This window comes from Spelaeicoccus albus (assembly GCF_013409065.1).
Lineage (GTDB): Bacteria > Actinomycetota > Actinomycetes > Actinomycetales > Brevibacteriaceae > Spelaeicoccus > Spelaeicoccus albus.
Window position 1 is genome coordinate 1,403,483 of the sequence record NZ_JACBZP010000001.1, and the last position, 15,191, is coordinate 1,418,673.

At 63.4% G+C, this 15,191-nt stretch carries 12 protein-coding genes; 9 read left to right on the forward strand and 3 right to left on the reverse strand.

From position 1 onward, the window contains the following. Nucleotides 1-52: 52 nt before the first annotated feature. The 8 genes from BJY26_RS06480 (at nt 53) to BJY26_RS19030 (ending at nt 13,196) form a co-directional block, all read left to right on the forward strand. A complete protein-coding gene (locus tag BJY26_RS06480; protein ID WP_237248936.1) occupies nt 53-805 on the forward strand; it encodes a DeoR/GlpR family DNA-binding transcription regulator in 753 nt (250 codons plus the stop codon). After that, the gene (locus tag BJY26_RS06485) at nt 802-2,124 is read left to right on the forward strand and encodes a family 4 glycosyl hydrolase (RefSeq protein ID WP_179426698.1); all 1,323 of its coding nucleotides are present in this window, start codon (nt 802-804) and stop codon (nt 2,122-2,124) included. The genes BJY26_RS06480 and BJY26_RS06485 overlap by 4 nt, the downstream gene beginning before the upstream one ends. A gap of 1,198 nt (nt 2,125-3,322) precedes the next feature. Next, nucleotides 3,323-5,326, forward strand: a complete 2,004-nt coding sequence (locus tag BJY26_RS06490; RefSeq protein WP_179426700.1) for a type I restriction-modification system subunit M — start codon at nt 3,323-3,325, stop codon at nt 5,324-5,326. Beyond that, complete coding sequence (locus BJY26_RS06495; RefSeq protein ID WP_179426702.1) at nt 5,323-6,639, forward strand: restriction endonuclease subunit S; 1,317 nt, start codon at nt 5,323-5,325, stop codon at nt 6,637-6,639. The genes BJY26_RS06490 and BJY26_RS06495 overlap by 4 nt, the downstream gene beginning before the upstream one ends. 5 nt (nt 6,640-6,644) lie before the next feature. After that, complete coding sequence (locus BJY26_RS06500) at nt 6,645-9,860, forward strand: type I restriction endonuclease subunit R (protein ID WP_179426704.1); 3,216 nt, start codon at nt 6,645-6,647, stop codon at nt 9,858-9,860. 4 nt (nt 9,861-9,864) lie between these two features. Beyond that, a complete protein-coding gene (locus BJY26_RS06505) occupies nt 9,865-12,387 on the forward strand; it encodes an N-6 DNA methylase (RefSeq protein ID WP_179426706.1) in 2,523 nt (840 codons plus the stop codon). After that, nucleotides 12,384-12,743 carry a hypothetical protein gene (locus BJY26_RS19025; protein ID WP_237248937.1) on the forward strand — a complete coding sequence of 120 codons (360 nt, stop codon included), beginning with the start codon at nt 12,384-12,386 and terminating at the stop codon, nt 12,741-12,743. The genes BJY26_RS06505 and BJY26_RS19025 overlap by 4 nt, the downstream gene beginning before the upstream one ends. Before the next feature lie 54 nt (nt 12,744-12,797). Further along, the gene (locus BJY26_RS19030; protein WP_237248938.1) at nt 12,798-13,196 is read left to right on the forward strand and encodes a GIY-YIG nuclease family protein; all 399 of its coding nucleotides are present in this window, start codon (nt 12,798-12,800) and stop codon (nt 13,194-13,196) included. A gap of 34 nt (nt 13,197-13,230) precedes the next feature. Here BJY26_RS19030 and BJY26_RS06515 read toward each other — a convergent pair whose 3' ends face one another. Continuing rightward, nucleotides 13,231-14,052, reverse strand: a complete 822-nt coding sequence (locus BJY26_RS06515; RefSeq protein ID WP_179426708.1) for a PIN domain-containing protein — start codon at nt 14,050-14,052, stop codon at nt 13,231-13,233. An 11-nt stretch (nt 14,053-14,063) separates the two neighbouring features. Then, nucleotides 14,064-14,258 (reverse strand): hypothetical protein, encoded by a 195-nt coding sequence (locus tag BJY26_RS06520; protein ID WP_179426710.1) that lies wholly within the window; start codon nt 14,256-14,258, stop codon nt 14,064-14,066. A gap of 107 nt (nt 14,259-14,365) precedes the next feature. On the opposite strand from BJY26_RS06520, the gene BJY26_RS06525 reads away from it, so the two are divergent. Beyond that, complete coding sequence (locus BJY26_RS06525) at nt 14,366-14,530, forward strand: hypothetical protein (protein WP_179426712.1); 165 nt, start codon at nt 14,366-14,368, stop codon at nt 14,528-14,530. Between the two features lie 244 nt (nt 14,531-14,774). Here the strand turns inward: BJY26_RS06525 and BJY26_RS06530 are convergent, their stop codons facing one another. Next, nucleotides 14,775-14,993: a helix-turn-helix domain-containing protein gene (locus BJY26_RS06530; protein WP_179426714.1), complete on the reverse strand. Its 219-nt coding sequence runs from the start codon at nt 14,991-14,993 to the stop codon at nt 14,775-14,777. Between the last annotated feature and the right edge of the window lie 198 nt (nt 14,994-15,191).

Here is a 15,191-nt window from a genome sequence, read left to right on the forward strand (position 1 = left end):
TGTGAATGAACAGAGTTGACTGGAAATGCTCATTCTGGCTTAGACTAATGTCGTGTTGCAGGCAGACAGGGAGGCCGAGATCGTCCGGGCCGTGCGCCGTTCCGGCCCGGTGTCGGTCGACGATTTGTCCCAGCTCCTGGGCGTGAGCGCGTCGACTGTGCGACGCGATTTGAACCGTTTGAACGGCGAGGGAACGCTCGAACGCATCCGCGGGGGCGCGCGAATTTCCGACGACGCCGACAATTTGCACCCGTTCTCGTCAGTCGCCGTCACCGACAAAGTAGAGAAGCTCGACGTCGCGCGCCGTGCGGCGTCCTTGGTCGAGGACGGCGCGATCGTCCTGCTGGACATCGGCACAACGACGGCGAGTCTCGCCGAACAACTGCGCGGGCGACGCCTGACGGTGATCACGGCAAGCCTGGCCGTCTATGAGATTTTGCGGAATGAAGCGGGCATCGAACTGATTTTGCTGGGCGGCGTGGTGCGCCGGTCGTACCAGTCGATGGTCGGCCAGTTGACGACGTCGGCGCTGGGCCAAGTGCGCGCCGACATCACCTTTCTCGGCACGAGCGGCGTGCGAGCAAACGGGGACGTACTCGACAGTACGCCGAGTGAAGTGCCGGTGAAATGTTCGCTGATGCGGGCGGCCGAGCGGTCCGTCCTGGTTGCCGACGAGCACAAATTTCCCGGGTCGGGCGCATTCAAGGTCTGCAGTCTGAGCGACGTCGGCACGCTTGTGTCGAACGCCGACATTCCGCGGCAGACTCGCCAGTACTGCGACGAACACGGAGTAGAGGTCCTGTGAAACTGACAATCATCGGTGGCGGCGGGTTCCGCGTGCCGCTCATTTATCACGCTCTCTTGATGGACGAGCGTGAGCCGCGCATCGACGACGTGACCTTGTACGACGTTGACCGGGATCGTTTGGCCGCCATCAAGGCCGTGGTGGATCAGCAGCAGGCCGAAGCTCCCGAGCGGGACGGGCCACGCGTGACGCTGTCCACCGACTTGCACGAGGCGATCGGCGGAGCCGACTTCATCTTTTCGGCAATGCGGGTCGACGGATTGCGGGGACGTGCGTCCGACGAGCACATTGCGCTGGAATGCGGGGTGCTCGGTCAGGAGACTACCGGCCCCGGAGGGTTGGCGTACGGGTGGCGTACCGTGCCGGTGGCGCTGAGACTTGCGGAAGCGATCGCGGCGGACGTGCCGGGGGCGCAGGTCATCAACTTCACGAATCCGGCCGGCATGATCACCGAGGCGATGCAAAGCGTGTTGGGCGATCGGGTCGTGGGGATCTGCGATTCGCCGGTCGCTTTGATTCGCCGGGCGGCGCGGGCTGTCGGTGTCGACCCGCACGAGACAATTGCCGGGTATGCGGGGCTGAACCATCTCGGCTGGTTGCGCTCGCTCGAACACGACGGCACGGATCTGCTTCCGGGGCTGCTTGCGGACAACGGCCGGTTGGCGCACATCGAGGAAGCGCGGCTGTTCGGATACGACTGGGTCCGACTTCTTGGTGCGCTGCCGAACGAATACCTGTACTACTATTACTTCGCACGGGAAGCCGTCGGGTCCGTGCGGTCGGCGGAGCAAACGCGCGGGGACTTCTTGCTACAGCAGCAGACGCAGTTCTATGACGCGGTGGCGCGAGATCCTGAGCATGCGCTGGAGGCGTGGCGGCAGAGCCGGCGCGAACGGGAGACGACCTATTTGGCCGAGCTGCGCAATCCGGACGACGAGCGCGAGTACGAGGACATCGCCGGCGGCGGGTACGAAGACGTGGCGTTGGAATATATGGCCGCAGTGATGCGCGGCGAGGCTACGCGGATGATCCTCAACGTGCGCAACGGTCACGCACTGCCGGGGCTACCGGAAGACGCCGTGGTGGAGGTGCCGTGCCACATCGCCGGGCAGGGGGCGGAGCCGCTGGCCGTGGCTCCGTTGGAAGGCCACCAGCTCGGACTCGTGCAGCAGGTAAAGGCTGTCGACCAGTTGACGATCTCGGCCGCACGCGATGGTGATCCGGAGAATATGGTGAAGGCCTTCGCGCTGCACCCGCTCGTCGGCTCGGTGTCGGCGGCGCGGAGGCTGGCGAAGTCGTACCGGATTCTTAACAGGTAGTCGCCGTACGAATTTGCTGACTGATATTTCAAGATCTTTAGACCATCAGAGATTTAAAAGACAGATACGACTTTGGACCGCACTGTAGAGGAACTATCGTCCTGGAAACCGACGATGTGTACCGTGCCCACTTTCCTACTTCTTGGCTGATTGACGCGAACGAGACGTGCGTTGGAACTCAACCAGATTCGTAAACACAGGACGCGCTGGACGTTGCAATTGACGTGGTGGCGATGGAGTTCGACCAGGTACGTGTCTGTAGCACGGCAGTATTGACGCTGCTATCGCGAGCGTCCTGTCGTCGTGGCTCAGGTAGCGGAAGTTATGACCAGTGTGTGGATGGTTCCGGATAATTTGGCTGGCGTCGGCCCGCATGAGTTGTTGAGTGTGGACGAGTTCGAATCGCTGCGTGATGTAGTGATCGATTAGAAGCGGGGTATTATCAAGTGGACGATGCCCTCGAAGCGGCCCGGCTCGATGAACGGACGGTATTGAAGCTGCGGCACTTCGCGGTGTTGCCCCACAGCATGGATAACAGCACATAGCGGCGATCGTACCGTTACGGGTTGCCGAGCGGTTCACAAAGTCGTGGCCTTTCGCGATTCGCGAGCTGCCCTTCGACATTCCGACGTTCGACGAGAGCTTGCATTGGAACGATGTCAAAACGGAGTCCAAGGTGAGCCGAAGGTTCCTTGCGCTGCTGAGTCGGCTGCTGAGCCCGGCGGCCGCCAGCTCCTTCGAGGTAGCGGGGAGCTTGCGAAATGGCCAAAGTCCAGCTGGTTCCGCTAAGCCGCTTACATGTCCCGGTGGAGTCCCCCTACGTCGTCGATCCGGTGGCCTTCCGATTAAGAGATCGCCTCATTCGCGGGTTTCTGCGGGATGCCGTGAGCTTCGATCATGCCTGGTCAGAGGTCGAATCCGATGTCAGGCTCTACTTCGCTTTGTCGCTGAATCTGCGGAGTAGATGCGAGATCTTGGGGCAGTCTCAGCGAGGCCCGCGATCACATCGGGTGCAGCGTGCGGTCGGCATCGCTTTAGCTGAGGTGGCTCTAGTCCCATTAAGCGTCTGTGGGCGATCGATCGTAGGAGAAGGTTGCCGCAGGGTCATCGCTGAGTCGATCCGTCGCTGTGACATACCTCGCCCGTAGTATTGAGAAAGCTCGCCAGTTTGTCTCGTCTACCAGGAGAACTCTCAATCGTGTCAGCTCTGTCAGGCTTCGTATGGAGTGTCGCCGACACTCTGCGTGGCCCGTATTCCGAGTCCGAGTACGGCTCTGTCATCCTCCCGTTCACGGTGCTGCGGCGCCTGGAATGTGTCATGGATCCACACCGGGAAGTGATGGCGGAGGTCGTCGCCGGCTACGAGGGGGAACAGCAGCGGCGCACGCACCTGAAGCTGAAGACACGGACGGCCGATAACCCTGGCCTGTCGTTATGGACGACGAGCGACTACACGTTGAAGAAGGCGCTGCAAGACCCCGACAACCTCGCGGAGAACCTCATCGACTACGTCGGCGGGTTCTCGACGAACCTCGACGTGTTCAAGTCCTTCGACTTCGAGAACATCATCCGCACGCTAGACAGCCGCGACCGACTGCAGCAGGCGACCCGACACTTCGAGAGCATCGATCTGTCGCCGGGTTCAGTGTCGAACGCCGACATGGGCGACCTGTTCGAGAACCTCATCTACCGCTTCGCTGAGTCGGCCAACGAGGGCGCAGGCCAGTTCTACACCCCGCGCGACGTCGTTAGGCTCCTGGTCGACCTCGTCTATGCCGATGACGCCGATGCTCTTCGAGGCCGCGGTACGGTCCGATCGATCTACGACCCGACCGTCGGCACCGGAGGTATGCTCAGCGTCGCCGACGATCACCTGCGCAGCTTCAGCCCGGACGCGTCGACGGCGCTGTTCGGACAGGAGATCAACAAGCGCACCTATGCGATCTGCAAGGCCGATCTGCTCATCACCGGCCAGGACCCGACCAACGTCCGTCAGGGCGACACGCTCACCGTCGACCGATTCGAGGACCGCCAGTTCGACTACGTCCTGTCGAACCCGCCCTTTGGGACCGACTGGAAGGCCGTCGAATCGGACGTAAAGGCAGAGCACGCTCGCGGCGGACAGGGGCGCTTCGCGCCCGGGCTTCCTGCGGTCGGTGATGCGGCGATGCTCTTCCTCCTGCACGTCGCCTCGAAGATGCGCGACGTCGACGAGACAGGTCGCGGAGGCAAGGCCGGCATCGTCTTGAACGGTTCGCCGCTGTTCAACGGCGGGGCGGGCTCGGGGCCGTCGGAGATCCGCGGCCACATGCTCGAGAATGATCTCGTCGAGGCGATCGTGGCACTGCCGAACGACATGTTCTACAACACCGGCATCGCGACCTACCTGTGGATCCTGTCGAACGCGAAGCCGGAGGACCGCAAGGACACGGTCCAGCTGATCGATGCGACGGGTCTCGGCGCGAGGCTGCGCAAGTCGATCGGGTCGAAGAGAATGGAGATCCCTGACGCGCACCGCGACGCCGTCGTGCGAGCCTTCACCGGCACCTTGAGCGAGGACGATGTCGAGGTCCCGGTGAAGACGTTTCACAAGCGCGACTTCGCGTACTGGACGGTCACAGTCGAGCGCCCACTGCAGCTGCGGTTCCAGTGCACGCCAGAAGCGATCAGCACCGTGGCGGAGCAGAAGACCCTGGCGAAGATCGACGGCCTCACCGCGGCGCTCGAGGCGTTCGGCGACGACGTCTACCTGAACCGAGAAAAGTTCGACAAGGAGCTCGGTCGCCACCTCGGAGATCACGGCGTGAAGCTCACGCCGGCACAGCGCAAGAAGCTGTGGCAGACGGTCGGCGTCCACGACGAGACGGCCGACTACTGCCGCGTGCAGTCTGGCAAGAATAAGGGCGATCTCGAGCCGGATCCCGCGCTTCGCGACACCGAGAACGTCCCGTTCGGCTGGAGTGATTACCCCAAGACGCACGAGGCGTGCGAGGAGACTGTGCAGGCGTACTTCGCCGCGGAAGTGAAGCCGTACGTTGCCGATGCGTGGATTGACTGGGACAAGACGAAGACCGGGTACGAAATTCCGTTCACGCGCCACTTCTACACGTATGAGCCGCCCCGGCCACTCGAAGAGATCGACGCCGACCTGGAGCACGTCGTCGGCGAGATCATGGAGCAGTTGCGGGACGTGGAAGCATGACCCGCGAGGATTGGATCGGCGACTTGCCGCCTGCGTGGACCATTGTACGTCTGGGCGCTCTCGGGAGCCTCGGCAAAGGAAGTGGTGGATCCAAGGAGGACAACCGTGATTCGGGCGTCCCTGTAGTGCGATACGGCGAGCTCTACACGAAGTTCGACAGGGTCATCAGGGATGCACACTCTTTCATCAGCCCGGATGACTCTTATCGTTATACACCGCTCCCGAGAGGGAGTCTGGTGTTCGCGGGATCTGGAGAAGATCCTGAGGAGATCGGTAAAGCAGCGTTGTCACTCCTCGCATCACCGGCGTTCGTAGGCGGCGACTCAGTAGTCTTCACGCCGCATCGTGCGGTGGTCGACTCTGTTTACCTTACATATGTGTTGGACTCGAAGCCGTTGAGAGCGCACAAAGCTATTCGTTCGACCGGCTTCACCGTCGTGCACATCAGTGCTGGAAAGCTGAAGACGTTACCGATCCCGCTCCCGCCACTCGACGAGCAGCGTGCCATTGCAGACTACCTGGACCACGAGACGGCCCAGATCGACGCGCTTGTGACGAAGCAGGATGAGCTGATTCGACTGCTAAAGGAACGACGGATAGCAGTGCGCTCAGCTCTCGCGACCCGAGGCGTGTCCGCCGACGTCGACCTTTCCCCGACTGACCTCGTCTGGGCTCCAAAAGTTCCTGCCGCTTGGCGAGTCGTGCCATTGACGAGTATCGCGAAACTGGAGAGCGGGCACACGCCCAGCCGAAGCCGTCCGGAGTGGTGGGTGGACGCTTACATCCCATGGATAAGCCTGAATGATGTATCCGCTCTTTCTGACTGGGAGTACATCGCGGAGACGGTCAACCTGATCAGCGATGCGGGGATTGCCAACAGTTCGGCGCGCCTGCTCCCTGTGGGAACCGTCGTCCTCTCGCGTGACGCTACCATCGGACGATCGGCGATCATGCAAGCGCCGATGGCCACATCACAACACTTTGCGAACTGGGTATGCGGCCCAGCTTTAAACCCGAGATACCTCTGGCTGTTGTTCACGTCAGCGATGCAGCAGTACTTCGACAGCCTGACGGACGGGTCGACTATCAGGACGATCGGGATGGGCGACCTAAGAGCGTTTAAGATCCCCTTGCCGTCACCAGAAGAGCAAGAGCGCATCGTGTACAGAGCGCATCACGCGACCTCCCGCATCGATACCCTCATCGCCAAGGCTGAAGAGCACATCGCGCTGGCGAAGGAGCGCCGTGCCGCGTTGGTCACGGCGGCGGTGACGGGGCAGTTCGACGTGCGCACAGCACGAAAGGCTGGTTGAAGACGATGGCGTTATTAGACGGTACCCGCGAGGAAGCGCTCGAGGTTGAGATCGCTGAATTCCTCGGTAAGCATGAGTGGCTATACAGCCCGAACGACGACGGCTATGACACGGAGCGTGCGATCTGGTCCGAGGACGTGCTCTGGTGGCTCAGCGAGACCCAGCCAGACGAATACGCGAAGGTAGTGCGCGTCGGCAACGGTGCCGAGCAGGCCGATCGCGAGGCGTTGCTGTCGACGCTCGTCACTCGACTGGACACTTCGATGAGTTCGGGCGGCGGGACGCTCAACGTCCTGCGTCGGAAGTTCTCGCACACGCGCGGGGCGACGGCGCATTTCCGGATGTGCCAGTTCAAGCCGGCGACGACCCTGAATAAGACCGTGACCGAGCAGTACCAGAAGGTGCGGCTGCGCGTTGCCCGGCAGGTCTACTTCTCGCCGAAGAGAGGGGATACGCGGTCGATCGACCTCGTCTTCTTTGTCAACGGCCTGCCCGTGGCGACCTGCGAACTGAAGTCGTTCTTCAAGCAGCAGTGGCGCACGGCCGTCACCCAGTACCGGAAGGACCGAGACCCGGCCGGCCAGCCGCTGCTCGGGTTCGGCACGCGCGCGCTGGTGCACTTCGCGGTCGACGACGACGAGGTGCACATGACGACGAAGCTGGCGGGGGAGACGACATACTTCCTGCCCTTCAACCGGGGCCATGACGACACCGGTGCCGCGGGGAACCCAGCGAATCCTTCGCGGCCTGCGACCTCGTACCTCTGGGAGGAGGTGCTGCAGCGCGACAACTTCCTGTCGGTCCTCGGCTCGCAGATGTTCCTGAAGACCGACTTGGACGAGGACCCGGCGACGGGGAAGATCACGCGGTCGACGGCGCTGATGTTCCCGCGCTATCACCAATGGCGTGCGGTGAAGAAAGTCGTCGACACGATCGGCGACGAGGGCCCAGGCCGCAGGTACCTGATCGAGCACTCTGCCGGGTCGGGGAAGACGAACACGATCGCGTGGACGGCGCATCGCCTCGCCCGCTTGCACGACCGGTCGAACGAGAAGGTGTTCGACAAGGTCATCATCGTCTCGGACCGCCGGGTGCTGGATGCGCAGCTACAGCAGGCGGTGGAGCAGGTCGACGACGCTCGCGGCATTGTCGCAGTGATCGACTCGCCGGCCGTGCGCCGCTCCGGGGGCTCGAAGTCTCGGGCGCTGCTGGACGCGCTGACCGGGTCGTCGCTGATCATCGTCGTCACGCTGCAGACGTTCCCGTTCGTGAAGGATCTGCTGGAGACGAAGCTCGGCACGAAGAACTTCGCGGTGATCGTCGACGAGGCTCATACCTCTCAGTCGGGCAAGACGGCGGCGGAGCTGAAGAACGTGCTCACCGAAGGCGGCGAGCTCGCCGATGATGACGAGTTCGATGGTCAGGATGTGATTAATCAGCTCGTCGAAGCGGACGCGGCCCGTGAACGCCAGATCGCGGCGGAGACGGCGGCGCGCGCCGGCGCGCGGAACGTGTCGCTGCTGGCGTTCACGGCGACGCCGAAGGCGAAGACGAAGCAGCTGTTCGGTCGTCCGGGTGATGATGGCATGCCGGTCTCGTTCGACGTGTACCCGATGCGGCAGGCAATTGAGGAGGGCTTCATCCTCGACGTGCTCCGCGGCTACCAGACGTACCGGACGGCGTTCGAGATCGAGCAGCAGGGCAAGGCCGGGATCGCGACGGGCATCGGCCCGGACGACGATCTTCTCGTGGACCCGAAGACGGCGACGCGGAAGATCATGCGGTTCGCGAACCTGCATCCGACGAACATCGGCCAGAAAGTCGAGATCATCGTCGAGCATTTTCGGGCCAACGTCGCGCACCTGCTGGACGGGCACGCGAAGGCGATGGTCGTCACCGACTCTCGCCAGGCTGCACTTCGGTACAAGATCGAGACCGACAAGTACCTCAAGCAGCGCGGATACGCGTACCAGTCGATCGTCGCGTTCAGCGGCAGCTTGAGCGACGAGGACTATGGCATCGAGGACGCGACCGAGGCATCGATGAACTCCGGCGTCGGGTCCGACCTCGTGCGGGAGTTCCGCCGCTCCGAGTACCGGCTCATGATCGTCGCCGACAAGTTTCAGACCGGCTTCGACCAGCCGCTGCTGTGCGCGATGTATGTGGACAAGAAGCTGCCGGACGTGCATGCGGTGCAGACGCTGTCGCGCCTGAACCGTACGTATCGTGCGCCGTCGGGGGAGATGAAGGACCGCACGTTCGTGCTCGACTTCGTCAACGATCCCGATGACATCCACGAAGCGTTCTTGACGTACTACCTCGAGGCGTATGTGGAGAAGGAGACCGACCCGAACCTCGTGCACCAGTTGGCCACCAAGCTCGCTCAGGCTCGGATTTACACTCCGAACGATGTCGAGCGCTATGCGGAGGCATGGTGGGCGCGGAAGCAGTCGCATGCCGCGCTGGCCGCGGCCGTGACTCCGGCGCGCGATGAGTTCGTCGCCCGCTGGAACGAAGCGCAGGCCGACGAAGACAGCGAAGCGCTCGACGAACTGCGCACGTTCCGGAAGGACTGCGGCTCGTACGTCAGGCTGTACGACTTCATGTCGCAGGTGGTCGACTACGGCACGAGCGACTTGGAGAAGCTCGCCGAGTTCCTGCGTCAGCTGGTGCGTCTGCTGCCGACCGACGGTGCTGACCCGGACGTGGATGTGTCGGGCTTGGAGATGCGCAGGGTCCGACAGATCGACCAGGGCAGGGCCGACATCGCGTTGTCTGGAGACCAGGAGGCTCCGGGCCTGCAAGGGATAACGGGTCTCGGATCGCACGTGTCGCGTCAGGATCCGCAACAGGCGTTGCTGTCGGAGGTGGTGTCGAAGATCAACGAGTTGTTCGGCTCCGAGTTCGCCGACCCGCAGATCGAAGGCTTCGTCCACGCAGCGGCTGGCATGGCCGAGGAAGACTCTCGCATCGCTGATCAGATTGATCACAACGCGCTCGACCAGTTCATGGCGTCGCCTGAGCTACGCGAGACGCTCACGGATGCGGCTGTGCTCAACGAGGGCGCGTTCGGCAAGCTCACCGGTGCGCTTACCGGTGAGAGCGACCGCGCCGATGAGTTCATCCGGCTGATCGGGCAGTACCTTTACCAGTCTCGCAGGCTGCGAATGGCGGATGACACAGATTCGGAAGACCACGCGGAATCGGGCAAGGGTGAGTAGGGCGATGGCGACGAAGAGCGCACCGCACCCGGCGATTCGCGCCGTGAACGAGGACTCTGAGTCCGTCCCGTATTCGGGCAACGATCGCGGACTGGCCGGCTTGGAGCACGCGACGAGCGTGTCCTTGGCGCGGGCACTTGCCGTCGGCGGCCTCAGCCGGCTCGACCCGAGTCTCACGACTGTGAACGTCTGGGACCCTGCGGCCGGACTGGGGTTTGCCGGGTACCTCCTGGTCGACGCGCTGCAGAGATCGGGAGCGCAGGTCCGCTACCGCGGTCAGGACATCAACGAAGCCGCCGTGGCCAAGAGTCGCCGGCGATTCGAGACAGTTCCCGACGCGGAGATTGCCCGTGCGGACACGCTGGCGCACGATGCCTTTGAGGACTTCTGCGCCGATCTGGTGATCGTCGATGCGCCCTGGGGGATGGACTGGCAGGGCTCGGCAGCTGCTGTGGAAGCACGACAGAAGCACGGCGAGTTCGGATTCGGCCGCCCTCAGCGTTCCGACAGCACCTGGCTGTTCATCTCCTTGGCGCTCGAGAAGCTCCGCCCAGCAGAGGAAGGTGGAGGACGTGTCGCCACCTTGGTGAACCCCGGTGCGCTGAGTTCTGGCGGTGCAACTGCCGTTGTGCGGGAGCGGATCGTCCAGGCCGGCTTGCTGGAGTCGGTCACCCGCCTTCCCGACGGCCTCGCACCGAACACGGCGATTCCGCTGTATCTCTTGACCTTCTCGAACAAACCTGAGGACGTCGCCCGTGGCAAGGCGATGATCGCCGATCTGCAGACCGAGTTCACGATCCAGCGCCGGCACCGCTCGATGCGGGGCAATGCCTTCCGGGATCTCGAGTCGGGGCTCAGGACCGGTAAGCCCGGGCCCCGCAACCGCAACATCGCCGTCCGGCAGTTCACTCGACGAGACACACGCCTCGAACGGGTGTCGAACGAGGGAAAGCGGCTTTCATGGCGTGTGACGACGTACGCCGACACACCGATCGACGACCGGTTCCTGGAGTCCCGCTACGGTCCGGCCTCTGGGGTATCGGTCGTCGGCGACAACCGGGAGACCATCGATCTCGACCCGAGCCGCTTCTTCGGGGACGATTCGCGCGAGCTTTTCAAGGACATCGAGTCGAAGGGCTGGCGGGCGCGACGGCTGAGTAGCTTGATCGCATTCGAGCCTGTGTCTGTGAAAGCTTCAGGAAATTCCGCTCCAGACGGGCAGCTGTACGTCCCGACGACGCGAGAGGGCAAAGTGGCCGCGGAGACCTCTGCCACGGGCTCCAGTGGTCGGGTCCTCTCAATCCGGTTGGATGACGAGGTGGTCGACCCGAACTTCTTGACGGCGTGGCTCAACTCGGAGCAGGGTTTCTCCAGTCGCCGGCGGGCCATCGAGGCCAGCAGCACTGGGACTTTCCTCCACGCGCTGAGATCGGACTCCAGATCCTTGATGCGCTGGGCGGATGAGCTCATTGTCCCCGTGCCGGATCGCGGCACGCAGCTCGCGCTCGTGTCGGCCGATGAGCGACTCGCTTCCTTCGAAGCAGAACTGAACGCCCAGCGAGAGAGCGTCTGGGCGTCTCCCGAAACTGCCGAGTCTGTCGTGAGCAGAATCGCTGGCGCATTCGACGACTCGGTCAGCGCGTGGCTGGACCAGCTGCCGTACCCGGTCGCTTCGGCGTTGTGGACTGCTGAGACGGCATCGACGCCTGGTGAGCAGCAACGCGCCTACATCCACGCGTGGGAAGCGATCGTGACGTTCCATGCCACCGTCCTGCTCTCTGCGAGTCGCACCGATCCGGGAAACAGTGGTGAGGTCGAGGCCGCGATCGGAGACGCGTTGCAGCAGCAGCATCTGGGCATCGAGCGGGCCTCGTTCGGGACTTGGGTGATCATCATCGAACGAGTTTCGAAGGAGTTTCGCCGGGCGCTCGAAGGAGGCGACGCCGATGAAATCGCTCGTGTACGCAGATCGTTCGCCGACCTGGGCCAGGGCGGGATAGAACGGCTGGTCTCGAAGAACCTCGTCAAGAAGGTCAACGAGGTGAACACCAAGCGGAATCGGTGGCTCGGCCATACCGGCTATACCTCGGACGAGGAGTGGAGGGCGCAGGTGGTGTCCCTCGTGTCGGACCTCAGCGAACTGCGGCAGATCCTCGGGAATGTCTGGACACAGCTGCTCCTTGTGCGCGCCGGAAGCTCGAAGCTCCGACGCGACGGGCGCGTCCAGACGGCTGAAGTCGCGGTCGGGACCCGATCCCCGTTCAAGACCAAGGACTTCAGCATCGGCGACGAGATGATCCACGGCAACTTGTACCTGGTGCGGGATGGGTCGCAGACGCCGTTGCGGTTGGGACAGTTCGTGCAGCTGCGCGCGTCTCAGCGGGACGCGCAGTACACGACCTACTTCTACAACCGGACGGAGGGTGCCAGTGTCCGCATGGTCAGCTATCAATACGGTCCGGAGAGCGAGATCCAAGACGACGCTGAGGGATTCCGCTCGGCATTTGGGGGGTTGGCGCTCGGATGACCCTGACGCTCGAACCGATCCTCCGCAGCGCCGGGATCGACCCTGACGACGCCCATGCCATCCGCCACGCATTCGTGCGCGAGCACGAGGACTCCGGACTGCCCGGCATCAACGCGGACTCGACCGCCGAGGAGATCCTCGCGTACACGAGCCAGCAGTCGGCGAGGCCGAAGATTTTCCCAGCGCACCCGCCCAGGCTCTGGGTCGTGTTCATCCGCGAGGGCGGAGACCGGGCCCGGCTATGGTCGGTGCTGGAGAACCGCGGCGAGGTCTCCAACGACGGCGCTCGGCGCATCTTCGACTTCGTCGTCTCCGAACACCTCGCGGATCTCAGAAACCGCCTCGTGATCGGCTGACGGTCACCTCGCACCTGGCGTCTCAACGGTCCGACGGCGGCCGGCTACCCGGTCGTGGAGATCGCCGACGCGCAGCCGGTGCCGTTCCCCGGCTTCGACCGGCTCGTCCTCGACCGCGCGCAGCTGCAGGCGGTCATGCGCGAGCACCAGTACGCGGCCTGGAGGGCGGCGCTCTCGTCTGTGGTGGGCATCTACCTGATCACCGATACCCGCTACGGACGCCATTACGTCGGCAAGGCGGATGGTGCCGAGAGCATCCGACAGTGCTGGAGTGCCTATGTGGCGAACGGTCATGGCGGCAACGTCGAACTGCGTGGCCGCGACCCTGCGACCTTCCGCTACCCCATCCCGCGAGTGTTCGACCCGGCAACGCCGAGGCGGGAGGTCGACGAGGCCGAAAGCCATTTCAAATACGCGCTGGACACCCGCAGGCACGGGCTGAACCGGAACTGATCGGCGCAGGCCCTGACAGCGGCCGCCTACCCGCTCAGCGCCCGGGCGGCGTGCGGTCGATGCGCGAGCGCAGGCCCGGAGGCAGGTTCACGTAGCGGTCGCCTTTGTGCACTGGAGCGATGTCGGAGGGATTGACCTCGGCCAACGGCTCGGGCGACGCGATGTACAGGTCATCGTTGCTGGTCACCGTCCAGCCATGCGCCCGGTAGAAGGTTCGGAGCTGCACGTCGTCGGTGGCCAGCGGGATGCCCGTCGTGAGGGAAGTGGCCGCGACGTACATGTCGTTCATCGCGTTTCGCACCGTTCCCCTCACATGCAGGCCGGAGTCGACTAACTCGTTCGCCAGCGCCCCGGCGCAGGCGGCGATGCTTTCGTCCAGCGGGATCACCATATCCAGCTCTTCACGGAGGAACTCCCACTTGTCCATGATTCGGCTCAGCTGCTTGCGCCTCAGCGCGCGAGAGGCGAAAACGCGGAAGAGCCGGTCCTGCCCCGTTTCGTGTGCGAGCGAGATCGCCCAGTGGCCGAGTTCGCGTGTCTCCGGGCACAGCCGAGAGGCAGGCACAATGAGGGAGTCCGTCTGCCTGGACACCGGCCTGTGCTTCGCGTGCTCGGACATCCAGCGTAGGAACTGGGCCGAAGAGACGCCCGCGTGGTGGACAATGCGGTCCTCCATCACCGGGAGGGCGTAGCGATATCTCACCTCCCTGTCCGGCCTCTGCATACCGAGGACCTCCTGGACGGAGGTCGATGAGGTCACCAGCGTCGCACCGTTCCAAGACTCGTGCTCCGCCAGCTTCTCCGGCGACAGGACGTTGGTGTCGAGAAGGAGAAGTTTGGATGATTCGGTTGGCACGAGCTGCCCTGTCACTCCGTGAAGCTGCCTGCGAGGTCTACGCTGAGACGGTTGCCGAACTTGCAGTCCAGCAGCCTGGGCCGGTGCATCTGATGGACGGCGACGCCCGGCGCGATGCCGATCTCGCGCGTCTTGTCGGCGATCTCCCGGTCGTAGGACAGGCCCCGGAATTGCGAGACGCCCGCCTCGCCGAAGAGGATCTCCATCGCGAACGCGTTGGCCCCCTTCTCGGCGGCGGAGTTGCCCGCCGCTTCGCGAAGGACTGGAGAACTACTTTGAAGAGACCGTCAGCACTACGCTTCTCGATGTTGGGATGAGGCACGCTCTGACAGGCGGGGCTGATCCCTTCAGCATCGAGAAGGTGGTGGAAGAGTCACTTTCTGAGCTCGAGCAGACCTTCGGTGCGCCAAACGATCGCGAACTGGCGCGGATAGCGATCCGTGCTTACCTCGACGAAGCGCATGGGAAGAAGAAGTGAGCAGAGCCTGCACGCGCGATAGTCGATGACCCATGTAGTAGAGCGCCGAGAATGCTCGGCGCTCTACTCATCACTGGTTGCGCGGCTTCTCAGCGACGCGCCCATGATTGCCTACCCGTCAATCTCCAGGGCCGGCTACGCCGGCCAGGATCAGCGTCAACCCGCAAGGCCGGGGAGCATCACTCGGGGCGCGAATCGTGCGACAGGCTCCTGATAGCGGGCCGGTGAATCTGTCACATTTCCGCTACCGGTCGCGGACGAGCGCAGCAACAGTGACGTCAAGAGCCTTGGCGATCCGCACGATCAGGTCGAACCTCGGTGATGATGTCGCGCGTTCGATCCGGCTCATCGTCGTCCTATCACATCCAACCGCGTCTGCCAGTGCTCTCTGTGACATGGCAGCGCTCGTCCGTGCGGTGCGGATGCGATCGGCGAGCTCATAGTGGGCTCGGACATTGTGCATGGATCCGATCGTAGTCGCTGCACCGTTTGACGACACAGGGCCGTTTCAGCATCCGACGAATCTGGTTGTGAGAAACGCGGATCTCGATCCCGTCCGGGCTATGGGTCCGCCCTTGATCCATGGGATCAGGCGTGAAATGGACCTGCGCATCGCACCTCGGCCTCCGCGCGGCGCTGTACTAGGCAAGGGGGCCTTATT

What these genes read in the sequence shown, in the direction of transcription:
- BJY26_RS06495 (WP_179426702.1), top strand. Translation starts at nt 5,323, where the DNA reads ATGACCCGCGAGGATTGGATCGGCGACTTGCCGCCTGCGTGGACCATT.
- BJY26_RS06500 (WP_179426704.1), top strand. Translation starts at nt 6,645, where the DNA reads ATGGCGTTATTAGACGGTACCCGCGAGGAAGCGCTCGAGGTTGAGATC.
- BJY26_RS06505 (WP_179426706.1), top strand. Translation starts at nt 9,865, where the DNA reads ATGGCGACGAAGAGCGCACCGCACCCGGCGATTCGCGCCGTGAACGAG.
- BJY26_RS19025 (WP_237248937.1), top strand. Translation starts at nt 12,384, where the DNA reads ATGACCCTGACGCTCGAACCGATCCTCCGCAGCGCCGGGATCGACCCT.
- BJY26_RS06520 (WP_179426710.1), bottom strand. Translation starts at nt 14,258, where the DNA reads ATGGAGATCCTCTTCGGCGAGGCGGGCGTCTCGCAATTCCGGGGCCTG.
- BJY26_RS06525 (WP_179426712.1), top strand. Translation starts at nt 14,366, where the DNA reads ATGAGGCACGCTCTGACAGGCGGGGCTGATCCCTTCAGCATCGAGAAG.
- BJY26_RS06530 (WP_179426714.1), bottom strand. Translation starts at nt 14,993, where the DNA reads ATGCACAATGTCCGAGCCCACTATGAGCTCGCCGATCGCATCCGCACC.